Source organism: Shewanella sp. SM74, from assembly GCF_025653725.1.
In the GTDB taxonomy this organism is placed as follows: Bacteria; Pseudomonadota; Gammaproteobacteria; order Enterobacterales; family Shewanellaceae; genus Shewanella; species Shewanella oncorhynchi.
In genome coordinates, this window is record NZ_JAKKRZ010000003.1 from 423,395 (window position 1) to 439,854 (window position 16,460).

The 16,460-nt window shown below is 40.7% G+C and carries 16 protein-coding genes; 6 read left to right on the plus strand and 10 right to left on the minus strand.

Annotation, left to right across the window (positions count from 1 at the left end):
- Positions 1-22: 22 nt before the first annotated feature.
- Both L5M49_RS05705 and L5M49_RS05710 read right to left on the minus strand, forming a co-directional pair.
- Entirely contained in the window at positions 23-1,510 is a 1,488-nt protein-coding gene (locus L5M49_RS05705; protein WP_263265612.1) for a methyl-accepting chemotaxis protein, read from the minus strand.
- A complete protein-coding gene (locus tag L5M49_RS05710; protein ID WP_263169578.1) occupies positions 1,510-2,526 on the minus strand; it encodes a substrate-binding periplasmic protein in 1,017 nt (338 codons plus the stop codon). Before L5M49_RS05710 ends, L5M49_RS05705 begins: the two co-directional genes overlap by 1 nt.
- 487 nt (positions 2,527-3,013) lie before the next feature.
- Here L5M49_RS05710 and L5M49_RS05715 point away from each other — a divergent pair, with 487 nt between their 5' ends.
- Together L5M49_RS05715 and L5M49_RS05720 are read left to right on the plus strand one after the other, a co-directional pair.
- Positions 3,014-3,931, plus strand: coding sequence for a sulfite exporter TauE/SafE family protein (locus tag L5M49_RS05715; RefSeq protein WP_263169576.1), 918 nt, complete (start codon positions 3,014-3,016; stop codon positions 3,929-3,931).
- 14 nt (positions 3,932-3,945) lie between these two features.
- Entirely contained in the window at positions 3,946-5,472 is a 1,527-nt protein-coding gene (locus L5M49_RS05720; protein ID WP_263169574.1) for a tryptophan halogenase family protein, read from the plus strand.
- A 54-nt stretch (positions 5,473-5,526) separates the two neighbouring features.
- On the opposite strand, the gene L5M49_RS05725 is transcribed toward L5M49_RS05720, so the two are convergent.
- The 3 genes from L5M49_RS05725 to L5M49_RS05735 form a co-directional block, all read right to left on the minus strand.
- Complete coding sequence (locus tag L5M49_RS05725; RefSeq protein WP_263169573.1) at positions 5,527-7,065, minus strand: tryptophan halogenase family protein; 1,539 nt, start codon at positions 7,063-7,065, stop codon at positions 5,527-5,529.
- A gap of 20 nt (positions 7,066-7,085) precedes the next feature.
- Complete coding sequence (locus L5M49_RS05730; RefSeq protein WP_198573932.1) at positions 7,086-7,790, minus strand: SapC family protein; 705 nt, start codon at positions 7,788-7,790, stop codon at positions 7,086-7,088.
- Between the two features lie 95 nt (positions 7,791-7,885).
- Positions 7,886-10,564 carry a TonB-dependent receptor gene (locus L5M49_RS05735; protein WP_411569097.1) on the minus strand — a complete coding sequence of 893 codons (2,679 nt, stop codon included), beginning with the start codon at positions 10,562-10,564 and terminating at the stop codon, positions 7,886-7,888.
- A gap of 388 nt (positions 10,565-10,952) precedes the next feature.
- On the opposite strand from L5M49_RS05735, the gene L5M49_RS05740 reads away from it, so the two are divergent.
- Complete coding sequence (locus L5M49_RS05740) at positions 10,953-11,969, plus strand: LacI family DNA-binding transcriptional regulator (RefSeq protein WP_263265614.1); 1,017 nt, start codon at positions 10,953-10,955, stop codon at positions 11,967-11,969.
- Between the two features lie 51 nt (positions 11,970-12,020).
- Here L5M49_RS05740 and L5M49_RS05745 read toward each other — a convergent pair whose 3' ends face one another.
- Complete coding sequence (locus L5M49_RS05745; protein ID WP_105249931.1) at positions 12,021-13,310, minus strand: NAD(P)/FAD-dependent oxidoreductase; 1,290 nt, start codon at positions 13,308-13,310, stop codon at positions 12,021-12,023.
- 196 nt (positions 13,311-13,506) lie between these two features.
- The gene (gene glnB, locus L5M49_RS05750; protein WP_028760911.1) at positions 13,507-13,845 is read right to left on the minus strand and encodes a nitrogen regulatory protein P-II; all 339 of its coding nucleotides are present in this window, start codon (positions 13,843-13,845) and stop codon (positions 13,507-13,509) included.
- 241 nt (positions 13,846-14,086) lie between these two features.
- Between glnB and L5M49_RS05755 the strand changes: the two genes are divergently transcribed.
- A complete protein-coding gene (locus L5M49_RS05755) occupies positions 14,087-14,599 on the plus strand; it encodes a GspH/FimT family pseudopilin (protein WP_263173355.1) in 513 nt (170 codons plus the stop codon).
- Between the two features lie 143 nt (positions 14,600-14,742).
- Positions 14,743-15,237 carry a GspH/FimT family pseudopilin gene (locus L5M49_RS05760; RefSeq protein WP_263205903.1) on the plus strand — a complete coding sequence of 165 codons (495 nt, stop codon included), beginning with the start codon at positions 14,743-14,745 and terminating at the stop codon, positions 15,235-15,237.
- Between the two features lie 91 nt (positions 15,238-15,328).
- On the opposite strand, the gene L5M49_RS05765 is transcribed toward L5M49_RS05760, so the two are convergent.
- The 3 genes from L5M49_RS05765 to L5M49_RS05775 are packed head-to-tail and all read right to left on the minus strand — an operon-like array spanning position 15,329 to position 16,223.
- On the minus strand, positions 15,329-15,634 hold the full coding sequence (locus L5M49_RS05765; RefSeq protein ID WP_113941310.1) for a TapY2 family type IVa secretion system protein: 306 nt from the start codon (positions 15,632-15,634) through the stop codon (positions 15,329-15,331).
- Positions 15,631-16,023: a type IV pilin protein gene (locus L5M49_RS05770; RefSeq protein ID WP_263205901.1), complete on the minus strand. Its 393-nt coding sequence runs from the start codon at positions 16,021-16,023 to the stop codon at positions 15,631-15,633. Before L5M49_RS05770 ends, L5M49_RS05765 begins: the two co-directional genes overlap by 4 nt.
- An 11-nt stretch (positions 16,024-16,034) precedes the next feature.
- Positions 16,035-16,223: a hypothetical protein gene (locus L5M49_RS05775; protein WP_263265615.1), complete on the minus strand. Its 189-nt coding sequence runs from the start codon at positions 16,221-16,223 to the stop codon at positions 16,035-16,037.
- 68 nt (positions 16,224-16,291) lie between these two features.
- On the opposite strand from L5M49_RS05775, the gene tnpA reads away from it, so the two are divergent.
- On the plus strand, positions 16,292-16,460 hold a 169-nt coding region (tnpA, locus tag L5M49_RS25325; protein ID WP_411569098.1), incomplete at its 3' end, for an IS66 family insertion sequence element accessory protein TnpA.

A 16,460-nucleotide genomic window follows, 5' to 3' on the forward strand; every position in this document is an offset into this window, starting at 1 on the left:
CCTTATCTAGCTCCAGAAATGGCTACAATCTGAAGGAAGTTACTAACGTCCGCAGTCTTTCCCCTTGGTGAAACAGTCGCTCGCTCGAGTGCGCTAAGTGCTCGCTATCGAGTGAGGCTGAACCTGAGACATTGGCAAGATCATTTAACGTACGAGAAATCGCTTCGGTGACGCAGGTTTGCTCCTGTGCCGCATGGGAAACTTCGATGTTCATATTACTGATATTTGAGACTAAATCAGTCACTTTAGTAAGCACTAACTTAATTTCTTCTGAGCGGTTAACGCCCTGAGTTGAAAGGGCTTGGCTCGCTTGCATCACAGTGACAGTTTCAGCCACGCGGCTCTGGACCTGCTGGATCATTTTCTGTATTTCACCTGTGGCCTGTTGAGTTCGGCTCGCCAAGGTGCGCACTTCGTCGGCCACCACAGCAAACCCGCGCCCTTGTTCACCCGCCCTCGCCGCTTCAATCGCAGCATTAAGCGCCAGTAAGTTGGTTTGTTCGGCAATGCTGTTGATCACCACGACCACTTCATCAATCTTTTGGGTTTCTTGCTGTAGCTGTGAAACGGACAATGCCGAGCGGGCTAATTCAGATGCCAGTTTACGAGTGATGTCTAATCCCGAATCGAACTGACGCTGACTGTCATCGACCGCTTTATCGGCCTGACTCGCCACGTCCGCGGTGCGCTTGGCATTAATGGCGACTTCGTTAGCACTGGCGCTCAGTTGAGTTACCGCCGTCACTGCGGCCTCGGTTTCTTTTAGTTGGGTTTGCACGCGATCATTATTCGTTTGCGACAGCGACCCCAGCGCTTTAGCATCGCCCAGTAATTGCCCTGAGGTTTCGTGCACTTTGGAAATCGTGCCGTGGATTTGCTCTACAAAACCATTAAATCCCTTAGCAAGCTGACCAATCTCATCCTGACTCTCAACCGGTAATCTGTGGCATAAATCACCGTCACCGCTGGCAATTTCTTCCATGGCGCGAACAATATTATCCAGTGGATTAATCACTAAACGTTTAAGAATAATGAAGATAACAAATAAACTGCCACCGAGAATTAACAACGCCTGCAAGAAATAACCTAAGAGTAAATCTGACAACTGAGCGCGAATAGGCAACATAGAAAACTGAATGGCCAATTGGCCCGTTGGGTTACCTTGATCAGCAAATTGAATTTCACGTTTCACTAGATACTCATCGGCCACTGTTTGAGCCTGTTGACTCTCGGCTAACACTTTACCGCGATGGTCACTCACGACAATATGATAAATTTGCGCAGATTTAAGCATCACAGACAACACGGCTTGGATTTGTTCATAGTCGTAGGTGAAGATGGGCTGCGCCATGGTCACTTGTAAATTGGCGACGATATTTTCTTCAAACTCAGTTTCACTGGCAGCCAATTTATCGCTCGCCAACCAGTAAGATGCACCGAACAGAACGCTAACAATCATAAAAATTGCTGCCGCTAATCCAATCTGTACTTTTAAGGCTAATGTTTTCATTATTTTGCACCTTGCATACTAAAAAGATCTAACCATAATTCTGTGCGTTCTATTGGTGTTAATGGACTTAAATCAGGTGTATCAAGACGGATAATCACCCGTTGTTCAAACTTAGCCTCACGGTACAGTTGCTCAATTTTAAGCTCGCGATTAAACATCTCATCAAAAGATCCGTCGCTTACCATACTTTCAAGCCCGGCTAAAATGGCCGCAGCAAGTTCGGGGCGCTTAGGGGAAACAAAGAAATAAGCTGGCGAACGATATTGCAGCAGGATATGGCTATCGACCTTAAGTGCGGGATCGGGGTGATTTTCGAGTTCTTCGCTAATTTCCTGGGCACCGAGGGCAAGATAATCGAAACGCCCGCCTTCTAACATGGGGTATAAATTGGTGTACTGATAGCTAGTGACGACGGGTAATCCATTGACTTCTAAAATCGTTGCATCGGGCCAATAACGATTTTGCCCCGCCTTTAACAGCCTAAAATCCGCCATGGTTTTCACATTAGCAAATCGTGCCTCATCCGATTTACGGATAATCAGCAGCCGATTACCGAGTAACCCTTTAAACAATGGAATGCGCACGGGAAGCACAGTTTCTTCCAATTCTTTTGAGGTCATGCTCCAAAACACGTCGACAGTCCCAGCGAGTGCTTCTTCAACCTTGCGCTTTTGATTCATTTGAGTCGACATTTCTTGCGCTTGATAACCCGAATCCGAGCGCCGCAGTGCTTCATCAAGTAACTTTAGCAACCATTCCTGCTGTATCGCGGTGGTGATTTTTTTTGAAACCTGTGCAGACGATTTAGACACATCAGAATTTGAAGCTAAATTGTTTGTGGCTGTGTCGGTAGCAAATACAGCAAAAGAGGAAAATGCCGAAAAAAACGCTAATGCCATTATAAACAGGGGTATGCAAACCGTTCTTTTTGTCATGATGAGTGCGGTGACATGGCCAATGACACTCGACATGCCAATTGCAATGACACGCATCGCAGCCGTTAAATGAATCGCCATAAATTGTAGCCTCTTTTATTATCTGGTTTATACCAGTGAGTTTTATTTATCTATGCCGCTAACGTTCAAGTGCTGAGGTAGGCAGTTGAGTAATACCGTAAAAACATCCTAAAAAAATGGCTGGGCACTGCTTACAGTACCCAGCCCACGCTAGTTTCTGGGGAGAGACTATCAAAGACAAACGTATCGCCGCCCGACAGCAATACTCCTGCCAAACACATGATAAGGAGACCTCATCCTCTCATGCAGACCTTACAAACAACGCGTCACACAAGCAGATGACAGCGTTGTCATTATTAAAGTACACAAGAAAGAACAGGATTTCTACATTTTTTTGACAATTATTGTTATTTTTTATGAATAGACATAATTAATGCAAATTATTCAAATACTTAAAATGTTTATTTTATTTATTCAAGCTTATGTGACAACGCTGTCTTTCATTGATAACATAGCGATAACATGACAAAGATCACGGTAGCTATTGATGAATCCCATTAACACACTTGTGCCCAATAATACCCAGCCTGCTCCGCGCTTAAATCGGTATTACCTAAACCTCAGTTTGGTATTACTACTCTGTGGAGCTTGGTTATTTTGGGCGAACCATTTTCATTCGCTATTTGATCTTATCCAAGAATATGGACGCTTCGTTTTTCTAGGCATCACAGGAGCGATATTTGCAAACTCGACAGGAGCTGGCGGTGGCGTCATCTTTATTCCGGTATTTTCGAGCCTCAACTTTAGTGAGTCTCAAAGTGTCTCGACTTCATTTATGATCCAATGCTTTGGCATGACAGCAGGCGCGATTTCATGGTCACTGCATTATAAAAAGCACCACCGAGAAGATGATGCCTGGTCTGGTTTTGTAAAAGCATCATTACTTGCAGCCTTCTTTTCTGTCTTAGGTTTCTGGAGTAGCCAATTACTACGACTCAATTCGCCCTCTTCGCTACACACCAGCTTTAGCATTTTCTCGATAGTGCTTGGTATCGCCATCATTATTAGTAGCAAAAAAAGCACACAAATCACTCGCTCTATAATGCCGGTCGATTTTCTTTGGCTCGCTCTCATTGGCTATTTCGGCGGTATTATCACAGCTTGGTTATCGGTAGGCGTCGGCGAATTAGTCGTCATTTATCTCATGATAAGGGGACTATGCGCCAAAATGGCGGTCGCCACTGGCGTTGTTGTTTCTGCGATTACAGTCTGGTCGGCAAGCCCTATCCATATTTTTTCAACAAATAGCCATGCCCTCTTTGAGCTAGTTTTATTCGCAGGTCCTGGCGCCATTATCGGAGGATTACTCGCTCGTAAATTAGCGCTCTTTCTCCCTGTAAAAGTATTAAAACTCTTTTTCTCCATTTGGATCATTTTGACGGGTAGCGTCATGTTAGCGAGTTAATAGGAAACATTAAGATGAATAATTCTCCGCTAAAAAGTATCACGATTGTCGGTGGCGGTAGCACAGGCTGGATGACGGCTCTCTACTTGAGTAAGTTATATAACCACTCATCTAATATCATAGATATTAGACTTATCGAAAGTAAAGAAATTGGTATTATTGGCGTTGGCGAAGCTACCGTTCATAGTCTTCGATTCTTCTTTGCAGCTATGGGATTAGATGAAAATGAGCTACTTAGAGAAACAAACGCAACATTAAAGACCGGCATATTATTTCGTAACTGGATGAAACCAGTCGATGGTAAAATGCATGAATATTTCCATCCATTTGAGCAACAAAAACCATCTGGAAAAATTGATAATGCAAGTGCTTGGATTTTAAATAATCAGATTAATGAATCAAACAGCACTTCCTTTGCTGAAGCAACAAGCCTTTCATTTAGCTTAATGCAAAATAACTTAAGCCCTAAAACGCAATACTTGAATCAATATCAAGGTATTGTCCCCTATGGTTACCACTTAGACGCGACACTTATGGCGACCTTTTTAAAGCGCAAAGCCACCCAAGCAGGGGTAGATCATGTTGAAGCAAATGTAACGGACGTTCTGGTTAATGATGGCAACATCATAGAGGTTGTAACTGACCAAGGCTCATTCAAGAGTGACATATTTATCGACTGTACAGGCTTTAAAGGGCTTTTAATTCAAAGCCTAAAGAATGATAACTGGCAATCATTCGAAACCGAATTACCTTGCAATAAAGCCGTTGCAATGCAGCGGGAATATCTGCCTCACCAGCTACCAAGAGCCTATACGACAGCAACAGCACTTAGTCATGGTTGGGCTTGGGAAATTGACCTAACGAATCGTCAAGGAACGGGTTATGTCTACGATGGACATAGTCTAACGAGGGAGCAAGCTGAGGCTGAATTAAAAGCTTATCTTGGCGATGAACAAGAGATCATAAGAACTGTTCACTTAGATATGAAGATAGGTTGTAGACGTGAATTTTGGGTTGGAAATTGTATTGCAATGGGGCTCGCAGGTGGATTTATTGAACCCTTAGAATCGACAGGCTTGCATCTTATAAACTTAGGAGCAAGATTGCTAGCGACGCATTTAACTTCATCTAATCCCTCCCAAGCGATAAGGACGTCATATAATATCGCAATGAACGGATTGTATACCGATCTTAGACAATTTATCGTACTTCATTACTGTTTAACTGATAGAGATGATAATGAATTCTGGCAAAAAGCTGCACAAAGCTCAGCATTCATACCTGCTCTAGAACAAAAAATGACACTATGGAAAGACAAGGTTTGTGAGTATGTCGATCTTGCCAATGGATATAGTTCAGTTTTTACAGATGAGAATTATCGCTACGTACTTTATGGTATGCAGCATATTCCTGAAATCCATATACCTTGTCCAAAAAATGAAATATCAAGAATACTCGACAACTTAAAAACACAACAGTTTAGAGCAAAAGAGCAATCTTTATCACATCAAGAATTCTTAGCGAAAATTAAAAATATTTAAAATCATAAAGAGCAAGATTAAAAATCTTGCTCTACTTACCATTTAATTCAACCATTAATTAAGTTGGATGCCATACAACTTAATACGTTCAATTAACTCTCTATGGGGTAATAATTGCGATTTGAGTAATGTAACCTGCTTGCCTAATTTCTCGGTCATTACCGTGAAAAGCCTTTCCTCTTCATCATTTAATTTCCTCTCTAATTTTGACTCAAAGTCTGAGCCATAGAGTACATATAAATAATTTTCTAAATTGAAAAATTCTAGCGTAGAAGTAAAGTCATAGGCAGTCGGTATGTGATAGCGCCACAATTCTAAATGTTCTTTTAATGTGTCTGGAATACTTATTTCATTTTTATTATCAACCCAAAATGGCGTATCCATTCGTTTGGCTATGACATAATGAAGTTTAATAAAATCAATCACCCGATTCCAAGCATTCAATACTCGCTGATTATAACGATTAGCCACGAGTGGCATAACGTCAGTATTAGCAGGAAAACATTCAGCTAACATTCTGGCTGTCGCATCAAACATAAGCAGACCAGTCGCTTCTAAAGGTTCAACAAAACCACTCGACAAACCAATCGCAACACAGTTACCTTGCCACGATTTCTCTCTATACCCCACCTTCATCGGTATGTGTCGAAACGAGACTTGTTCTGCTTTACCAAGATATTCCCGCAATACACTCTCAGCTTGCTCTATTGATGAATATTGACTGGAATACACATAACCAACACCACGACGTTCAGACAAACCGATATCCCATATCCAGCCAGCCTCTTGTGCTGTTGATTTAGTGAAACAAGGGATAGGCGTATATTTATCTTCATAAGGAAGCTGCACAACTAATGCTGAGTCGACAAACAAAATGTCACTCTTATCAACGAAGGGAACGTTACATGCGCTGCCAATGAGTTGAGCACTAAATCCAGTACAATCAACATACAAGTCCGCATTCAATACACCAGCATTATCAGTATGTAACTCTAAGATATGTCCCTGAGCGTCTATTTTTGTATCAATGACTTCTGCAAGAAGATGTTTAACGCCTAACTGTTCAACACCAAATTTGGTCAACATCTTGGTAAACTTTGCAGCATCGAGATGATACGCGTAATGCATAGCACCTCGATATTGAGGCTGTGTCATCACTTTAGGTCCAAGTCCCGCATCAATCAAATGACCTTGAACTGACACAAGATCAGCGTAGCGGCCTCTATCTGAAAGAGATTTATTAAGCCACGTTGAAGTAACGTCTTTAAAGTAGGGATAATCAAATAAATGGTGATAGTACTCCCCTGAATTGGGTTTATTCCAATCAATGAATTTAACACTCTGCTTAAATGTTACATCACAGCAACGAATAAACTCATCTTCTCGAATACCAAAATACTTTAATGTTTCGCGTAACATAGGCACTGTCCCTTCACCAACGCCTATAGTAGGAATGTTCGGGGACTCAACTAACATAACTTGTATTTTAGGTGTTCTAGCATTCAACTTTTTAGCTAAATGACAGGCAGAAATCCAACCTGCAGTTCCGCCACCAACAATGACGACACTCTTTATATTTTTTATTGAAGTCATGACCTATGCCTGCTGATTACTTAAACGCTCAACTCGATTTCTTCTTTCGCTAGGCGATTAATTTGATGTAATGAGTTCAAATGGCTGTAAATTGGCGCTAAAAGGCCTCGTTGCTTGATATCTAAGAACTCATCTGAGCTGAGTTGATTTAACTTAGCTTCATCGATGAAATAGATACCATTTATGCCGCGTTTTTCGCCTTTGATGTCAACAGTAAGACTTTGGGGAGAAAATAATTCTTTTTGAGCAAAAAATGCAATAATTGCCTTACTCATTTGCTCTTGTTCGAAGTTTTTTATAATACTGTCTTTACGCAATCTTAAAAACGCAGTTTCCTCTCCTCCTTCAAACAATGCATTTCCCTTATCAGTGCTCACATGAGCGCTTTCTTCTCGTATCCCCACCCATACTTTATCCTGCTGTTCAGTACTCAACATTAAACCAAACGGATAGTTTTTAAGTATATTTGGAATATACAGCCCTAACCATTTGCCATCTTTTTGCTTCAAATTCTGTCCAGGTTTTAATCCAAGCATAATTACGGACTGATATTCTCCTGTTTCACTATTTTTAACAAAAACAACAGGAGCATCTACAGCAGCAAAGGCAAACTCATAAATTGAAATGGGTAGTAAGTGTTGCGCAGCAACATGTTCATAAGTGGTAGGAGTCACTTTCAGGTGCGCATGTTTTGCTGAGTCAAGTGGGGTGATTGAATTAGTCATATGAGCTCCTTGAGGGCTTCTTCTGATTGAATATTATTGAGATATGAAAAAGGGAGCAAGCTCCCTTTTTCATTTATACCTGAGTTAAACCGAGATTAGAATCGTACGCTAGCGCCTAATGTAATTCGGCGGGCCATGTTGTATTCAAATACAGGGAAGCCATCCGTAAAACCACTTAGATTAGATTGGAACTGATTGTTACCAAACTGACGTGAACCTTCTTCTAACAGGTTATTACCATCAAGTTTAATATCCATATAATCAGTAACATGCCAAATTGCACTCAAATCCAAACTACCAAATGCATCGTGTAAACGATTACCGTATGAACCAGTTTCACGGATCATATATTCACTACGCCAGTTATATGCTAAACGAACTTGGAACAAATCGTTTTCAAAATAACCAGTTAAGTTATATGAGTGCTTTGAACTATCGCTTAAGAACGGGTTGCGATCTGTATATGTATTTGGGCTAGTTTCACTATCAGTATAAGTGTAGTTAACAATTGAGCCAAAGCCGTTCCCAAAGTCTTGTTGATATTGCAGCTCTAAACCTTGGATTGTCGCAGATTCGCCATTGGCTTTCTCTTGCACAGTCCAACCACCAGCAACTTCATCAGGTTTTAACGTGCCAGTAAATGGGATATCGGCGCTATCTGCATGGTACTCACTAAAGGTTACGAAGTTTTTAACATCCTTCATAAATAAAGCCGCAGAAAGTAATGACTCTTCATTGAAATACCATTCAATGCCTAAGTCTATTTGATTAGCAATAAATGGTTTTAACCCGATATTGCCAACAACCCATTTTTGGTTATTAGGCACATCATCATTTGCACCTAAAACGTTAGGGTTAACATACATGTCATCATACTGTGGACGAGCCATAACTCGAGCCGCTGATGCGCGCAATATGAGATCTGGTGCTAAGTCGAATGCTACGTTTAAGCTTGGTAACCATTCCCCATAATTAGCTGAAGCATCGGTTTTCTTACCATCAACATAGTACGTTGAGGTCGCTTCAGTACCCGCATAACGCACACCAAAGTTACCGCGTACACCTTCTGATGCAAAGTTAGCCATCACATAAGCAGCATAGTTATCTTCATCAATTTCACGGTATGAACCAAAATCTTCAGTCTCACCGATGATGTTCGATTTAGCCCAATCTTTTAGTGCATCTGGATCAAAACGAATAATATCGTATTCACTTGTTCCTACAGCAAAAGTACCAGTATTTAAGCCTGCTGTTGATATGACGGGATTAAAGTCATCGGCTTGTACAAAGTCAAAACGGCGACTCGTTGTATTATGCTTCGCATATTTCAGACCCGTTTTAATGGCATTAACCACACCTAGATCTACATCAAACTTAATATCTGCTTGAATATAAGTTTCATCATCTGTTTTTGGTGTTTTATTAAAGTTACTGCCAGTACCCATTGCAAGCGAACCTGGATCATAAGTGGCTGTATCAAAACCATTTAAATCCCAAGTTTGATGACCATTGGTAAAGTCATAAGTCGCACCATTTAATGCTGTACCACCCAGACCATCTTCAACAACCATTTCAAAATCGGTACCACCAGTAGAACTTGTATCACCGATTTGAGTCGTAAACTGGTATCCATCACCGCTATATTCCATCTTCAAGTCGAAAACTTGAGACTTCATTGTCGCTTCACGAGGGCGAGCTTGCCAATATGCTAAGTTAACAGGGCCTGCAACTTGAGAACCTGACTGTGATGCATCTGGCTTATCACCACCACATAAACCGCAGCCACCAATCCATTCCGTGTTATCCCAAGCACCAGAACCTGGAGCCCCTGACCATGAAGTGTCAGCTTGCGTAAACCATAATGCGTAGTTGGTGTTGTCCGCGGCCATTTGCATGTCCATCGCGTTAAACACAAAGTTTAATGAATCAGACGGGGCATACTGGAATGTTGCAGCAATAGCTGAACGTTCGCGCTCTTGTTCAAATGCGACAGGGCCAGCACCCCATTCCCAAAAAGCTTCATCACCTTGACGCTGCAAGCTACGATTTTGCATAACGCCAGAAACTAATACACCAAAAGTTTCATCATCATTCTTCCAGCTACCTAAGCCTGAAAATTGTGGATCTGTTTCACCCGAATCGCTTTGATATTGAGCTTCAGCAGAAGCAAAGAAAGTCATTGAATCCATATCCAATGGCTTACGGGTATTAACTACAACAGTACCACCCACACCACCTTCAGCTAAGTCCGCTTGAGATGATTTATAGACTTCTAAGTTACCAACTAATTCAGATGGTAATAATTCATAGTTAAATGAACGTTTTGCAGGCTCAAGAACAAACCAACCTGTTGAAGCTACGTTTTGTCCATTCAGAGTTGTCAAAGTCAGATCTTGACCCGCACCACGAATTGAAACACCCGCGCCTTCACCAAATTGACGCTGGATCGTGACACCAGGAATACGTTGCAGAGATTCTGCAACGTTTTTATCCGGAAATTTGCCAATGTCTTCAGCAGTAATCGCATCCACAGTACTGTCTGAGAAGCGTTTAGCATTTAAGTTAGCTTGCTGGGAAGCGCGAATACCGCGAACTTCAATTTTTTCAATATTTTCAGGTGCTGCGGTGGTTGCCACGGCGTCTGCAGCAACAGCGCTGATGGATACAGCACTGCCGAGTAGGATAGCAATATTTGTAGCTAGTACAGTTTTCTTAAAGGTTGATGGTCGCATCTCGTTTCCCTTCCATAACTTTATTATCGTTTTAGTATTCATAACCATTCCCTGAGGAATGACAACGCTGTCATGTCTAGTGCAAACATTACACAATAATTAACAGCCTTGCCACAACAAAATAACGATGGAAGCAAAAAAATGTCATAAAGCAGAATGTTGAATCAGTATTTTTATTAAAAATCATTATAAAACATGAGCTTTAATATTATGACGTAAACTTACAACTCCAAGCATAATTGTAACAATGATAAATTAACGCCAATTTGTAACAATTCAGGATTGCTAAGCACATCAAAAGCTCGCACTATAAGATGTATAAGTCAGAAAAAACTGATAAAAAATGTAAGCTTGTAAATTGCTGGTAAAGAATTTACGTTCATAGAACAGTTAAACCCCTCGCGACCTTAGACAAAGAGTTTTTACATCAATGAAAGTCACTATCAACGACGTAGCTAAATATGCTGGAGTGTCTATCAAGACAGTATCCCGTGTAACCAATAACGAACCTTCAGTGAAGCAGGCCACCGTTGACAAAGTGAACGAGGCGATAAAAGCACTTAACTACCAACCTAATTTAGCAGCAAGAAATCTAGCAGGAACTAAATCCTATGCTATTGGTTTTATTTACGATAATCCAAACGCTTACTATATTATTGATATGCAAAATGGGATTTTGTCAGCCTGTAAAGACAAGGGCTATGAACTTGTCATCCACCCTTGCAATGCCAAATCAGAGACCATATGTGATGAGCTTACAGCACTAGTCAAATATTCTAGGCTCGCTGGATTAGTACTGACACCGCCCTTGTCAGAAGATCCTAAAGTACTCAAAGCACTCACTGAAATTGATGCTAACTATGTGCGCATTATTGCGGGAGAAAAGGACAACGATCAGAATGGGTTGACTATTTTAGTCAACGATAAATTCGGTGCAGTACAAATCACCCAGCATCTGATTGATTTAGGTCACAAGCATATCGCTTTTTTAAGCGGAGATTTACACCATGAATCCACCAAAGAGCGATTACTTGGTTTTAAACAGGCATTAACAATAAACAACCTAAAGCTGAATGAAAACTACATAATTGAAGGGAAGTACTCATTTGAGTCCGGTGTTGATGGTGCTAACAAGCTCATCAAACTAAAAAATCGCCCGACGGCGATTGTTGCTTGTAACGATGAAATTGCCGCTGGTGCACTTTTTGCGGCTCGTTTAGCGGGTTTAGACATACCCGCTGATTTATCAATTGTCGGTTTCGAAGATAGCCCATTCTCACGTCAAACCTGGCCTAAACTTACCACTGTACATCAGCCAAACGCAGAAATTGCTCAGGTTGCTACTGAATTATTAATAGCAAAACGTCGCGAGCAAGATGCCATATATTCTAGAACCTTTACTCCTGAACCTATCATTCGTGACTCGTCGGCAATTCCTAAACAATAAAAAAAAAGAGAGCATATTTGCTCTCTTTCTATCTCCTAAATCACATAGAAATCAATGTAATTTGAGCTTCGGACGCTGCCACTTCAATAACTTTTGTGCCACTCGATACACAATTGCCGAAAACCAACCATAAAGGCTGGCTAAATGCCTCTGATACAAAGAGATATACATCAATCTTGCTATATGGCCTTCAACAAAGAAAGTGCCAGAACGTAGGTTCCCCATTAAATTGCCTACCGCAGAGAAGCGGCTTAAAGACACTAATGAGCCGTAATCTTTATAAATAAAGGCCTTTTCAGGCTTACCTTGTAATCGATTAACGATATTATCAAACAAGGTATCAGCCATCTGAGCTGCTGCTTGCGCCCTTGGTGGAACAGGCTGGCCAGAACTTTGGATCAATAGAGCGCAATCGCCAAGGGCGTAAATATCTTGATGACCTTTAACTCGCATACAATCATCAACTTCTACCTGATTTCGCGGAGTAATGGGCAGTTTTGCAAAATGCTGAAATGCTTTTGGCCCTTTTACACCGGCAGCCCATACTTTTAAGCCTGCTTTAATCACATCGCCATCTTGGGTAATGAAACCATCACGAGTCACTTCTTTAACTTGAACACCGATATGTAAACGTATACCAATCTGATCAAGAACAGCTTGAGCCCTAGCGCTTACACGCTCTGGTAATTGAGGAAGGATTTTAGGTGACGCTTCAATCAAATGCACATCAAGATGATGCTTAGCGATATTCAGATAGCCGTACTCTTTAACAGACTCAATGACATGATGAAGCTCTGCTGCCAATTCAACACCTGTCGCACCCGCACCGACAATACCAATGCTGACTCTTTCTTGCGTTTCATTTAATTGGAGTAAAGCGTCGAGTAATTTATGATGAAATAAATTGGCATTTTCAAGGCTGTCTAAGAAAATACAATGCTCATCAGCACCTAATGTATTGAAACTATTAGAAACTCCACCCAATGCAAGCACTAAAAAATCATAATTGATTTGTCGCTGCTCTAGGAGCAACTCGCCTTCATCATTATAAACTGCAGCTAACTGAATCGATTTAGCATCCGGCTCACACTGCTCTATCTCACCACGAATATAGCGATAACCGTTTTTAAGTCCATGATCGCGATATAGTAAACCTTCAATAGATTGATCTATCACACCAACAGCGACTTCGTGTAATTTAGGCTTCCATATATGAATAGGACTTTTATCAATTAAGCACACATCGACGACATCACTACCGCCCCATTTACGGCCCAACTTCGATGCAAGCGCTAAACCAGCAGCACCACCACCCACGATCACTATTCTTTTTGTAGCCAAAATGACAACCTCATAAAACTCATTTGCGAGGCTAAGTTATACCATGTTACAGATAAGAGATAACTACATTAGTTGAGTAAAACAGGCTATTTTCCATTAAAGATATTTCAGAAACCTAGCGGTACTATTTAGTTTTTCCATATGCTTAGGCAACAAAAAAGGGCCACTAGGCCCTTTAGAATCGTTCGTAAGCTGTTTATACCGCTTCTTCGTTTTCTTCACCCGTTCGAATACGGATAACACGTTCAACATCAGTGACAAAAATTTTACCATCACCAATTTTGCCTGTGCGGGCCGTTTCAACAATGACATCAATTGCTTGGTCGAGCAGATCGTCTTGGATCACTAACTCTATTTTTACTTTTGGCAGAAAATCCACCATGTATTCAGCACCACGATACAGCTCTGTATGCCCTTTCTGACGACCAAAGCCCTTAACCTCCAGTACCGTCATCCCAGTGATACCAATTTCTGCAAGTGATTCGCGCACATCATCTAACTTAAATGGCTTAATAATGGCTTCAACTTTTTTCATTAAAAATTCCTCATCCCTTGCAATAACATAAACAAACAGAATAACACTAGCTTACACGGGGTTACGTCAATATTGAAGTGAATGTAGTGCTTTACTCATAAAACACAGTTTCTATAAAATCGCTTTTAGCACATAAAAGTTTAAAAAAAGTACTATGAATATTGCCCCAGATTTTATACTTACATTCTAACCAGCACTAACTCGCTCGCGGGATGCAAGCGTAAAATAACAAGGATCTGTTATGAACTCACATCGAAAAGGCTTTAGCCTGATAGAACTTATCACTACGATATCGATTTCAACAATCTTGTTAACAGTTGGAGCTCCTTCCTTGACCGAGCTCAGCGATCAGATAAGAGCTGATACCAATATTAAAACTATCCAGCAGACACTTCAATTTGCGCGAAATACAGCTGTTAGTTATGGTTATAGGGTCACAGCATGCCCACTCGTAAATGGAAAATGCACTCAAGATTGGCAAAAGGGATTAACAATTTTCATTGATACAGGTGTAGTCGAAAGCTTCGATGCTAACGATAAAATTATTAAGGTCATTGATGAATTCGATTCGAAAGATTTTTTAACATACAATAAAAGTTCGATAAAATTTCAACCTGATGGGTTAGCTTCTGGAAGTAATGGTACTTTCAAGTATTGCCCACGAACAATTGATAGCAAAAACTCCCGTGCAATCGTTGTTAATCAGGCGGGTAGAGTTCGCCTTTCTACCGCAAAGAATATCAATTGCGATTAAATTTAAATATATACTCCCTATTTAAATTTAATTATATAAAAGCAAGAAAATCAATTTATTGGGTATATTGAAAATATAGAATAGATACTGACCATTAGAGTCTCCTCGCATATACTTAGCTAAGTTTTAACGAGGATAGCTACATGTTAATTATTTCAAGAGGATTTACCTTAGTCGAACTGATGGTCACAATTGCCGTAGCAGCAATCCTACTAGCCATAGGGGTTCCATCACTTACGTCGCTATACGAAGGGACACGCAGCGCTAATGAAATACGAAAAATTAGTGATGTGTTTGCTTTTGCAAGAAACCAAGCTGTCAACTATGGTGCAACAGTAACAGTCTGCCCATACGCGGCATCACCATGCGGCACAGACTGGAATAAGGGGTTCAGTGTATATATTGACAATGGAGGTACCAAGAATGTATTGAAAGTGATCGATAGTTTCAATACACACGATGTAATTTCCCTATCAGGGCCCGCCGATAAAAAAATTGATTTTACACCCGATGGTTTAGTCTCAGTTGAAATATCAATTATCTATTGTTCAAATGGGCAAAGTGACAATTCTAAAAGCATCAACATTAGCACTTCAGGTTTAATAAAAGAGGGCGCAGATGGGAAAAGCTGCACATAAAATATGGGAGACTAAATCTACCGTTCACTACCCTAAAACAATATTATCCTTAAATCGTTCGTTGTTAACATTTAAAAATACATGCTGATGTTTATCTAGGTGTTAACTTATCCAACACTTGCGCCTTAGTATTAGTAAATTCAGCGTTTAATGCGACACACTCCTCAACACTATAGATGTAATATTTCGATCCATCATTTGATTGGCGAGTAGTACCAACAAGGCTAGCCATTCTCACATTCATTTCACTACTCTTCCAATGATAGAAGGCAATCTCAGCACTTTTCTTTGATGTAATGTAGCATTTGAAGTCTTGTTCGCTGACTGTCGCTCCAGAGTCAGCCCAAACTAAGCTTGGTAAGAAAGCCACCGTTATAAAGAGGTTTATTAATTTCATTTCCAACACTCCGCACTCGGACCTTTTGCCCCAGTATCTGATATTGTTAAAGGAGAGCACGAGGCATCACGGCTAGCCTGAACCCCTTGAGCAACTGCCTTAATCGTAAAGCTTGATGCACCACTTGATGATACAGAGTAATGTTTGTGCTCAGTGATATAAGGGTTTACCCCTACAAGTTTTGTTAAATCAGTAGCATATTTTTTATTATCGAGATAATACTGTTCCTGCAAGTTTGCTATACGCATCAAAGCAGCTAACCCTTCTGATCTTGCACTCTGAGCAATGTACTGCGTATAAGAAGGGTATGCAATCGATGCCAAAATACCAATGATCACGACGGCGATCATCACCTCTATCAGGGTAAAACCTTTAAGTTGAACCTTCATAAATTAATAACTCATTCATTTATATGATAATAAATTTTATTAACACCTAACCCAGAAGCAACGTTGATTGTACCTGTATAATCCCCATTTTCATTTTTCTCACCTTTACCAACTCCAATAATATAGATATAGGGATCTTTACCGGATTCAGGTGCAGGAATAACAATCTGCGGTGTGTCCGGTACACGGTAAGCGTCCATTTTAGGACGTCCTATTCCCACTTAAGATCGCGCGATAAGCTGTGCACTCATCATTACAGGAGAGTGATATGGCAAAGCGAGCTTACCGCAACGCTGCACAATGGCAGCAATTAATCGACTTATGGCACACATCAGAGCTGAGCATCACTGAGTTTTGCCAAACCCATCAACTGAGCACCATGTCATTTTATAAATGGCGGCAACGTCTATCACCACAAACTGAGCAAGCTAATGTGC

What these genes read in the sequence shown, in the direction of transcription:
- L5M49_RS05720 (WP_263169574.1), top strand. Translation starts at nt 3,946, where the DNA reads ATGAATAATTCTCCGCTAAAAAGTATCACGATTGTCGGTGGCGGTAGC.
- L5M49_RS05705 (WP_263265612.1), bottom strand. Translation starts at nt 1,510, where the DNA reads ATGAAAACATTAGCCTTAAAAGTACAGATTGGATTAGCGGCAGCAATT.
- L5M49_RS05710 (WP_263169578.1), bottom strand. Translation starts at nt 2,526, where the DNA reads ATGGCGATTCATTTAACGGCTGCGATGCGTGTCATTGCAATTGGCATG.
- L5M49_RS05715 (WP_263169576.1), top strand. Translation starts at nt 3,014, where the DNA reads ATGAATCCCATTAACACACTTGTGCCCAATAATACCCAGCCTGCTCCG.
- L5M49_RS05770 (WP_263205901.1), bottom strand. Translation starts at nt 16,023, where the DNA reads ATGAAGGTTCAACTTAAAGGTTTTACCCTGATAGAGGTGATGATCGCC.
- glnB (WP_028760911.1), bottom strand. Translation starts at nt 13,845, where the DNA reads ATGAAAAAAGTTGAAGCCATTATTAAGCCATTTAAGTTAGATGATGTG.
- L5M49_RS05740 (WP_263265614.1), top strand. Translation starts at nt 10,953, where the DNA reads ATGAAAGTCACTATCAACGACGTAGCTAAATATGCTGGAGTGTCTATC.
- L5M49_RS05755 (WP_263173355.1), top strand. Translation starts at nt 14,087, where the DNA reads ATGAACTCACATCGAAAAGGCTTTAGCCTGATAGAACTTATCACTACG.
- L5M49_RS05760 (WP_263205903.1), top strand. Translation starts at nt 14,743, where the DNA reads ATGTTAATTATTTCAAGAGGATTTACCTTAGTCGAACTGATGGTCACA.
- L5M49_RS05725 (WP_263169573.1), bottom strand. Translation starts at nt 7,065, where the DNA reads ATGACTTCAATAAAAAATATAAAGAGTGTCGTCATTGTTGGTGGCGGA.
- L5M49_RS05765 (WP_113941310.1), bottom strand. Translation starts at nt 15,634, where the DNA reads ATGAAATTAATAAACCTCTTTATAACGGTGGCTTTCTTACCAAGCTTA.
- L5M49_RS05735 (WP_411569097.1), bottom strand. Translation starts at nt 10,564, where the DNA reads ATGAATACTAAAACGATAATAAAGTTATGGAAGGGAAACGAGATGCGA.
- L5M49_RS05730 (WP_198573932.1), bottom strand. Translation starts at nt 7,790, where the DNA reads ATGACTAATTCAATCACCCCACTTGACTCAGCAAAACATGCGCACCTG.
- L5M49_RS05775 (WP_263265615.1), bottom strand. Translation starts at nt 16,223, where the DNA reads ATGGACGCTTACCGTGTACCGGACACACCGCAGATTGTTATTCCTGCA.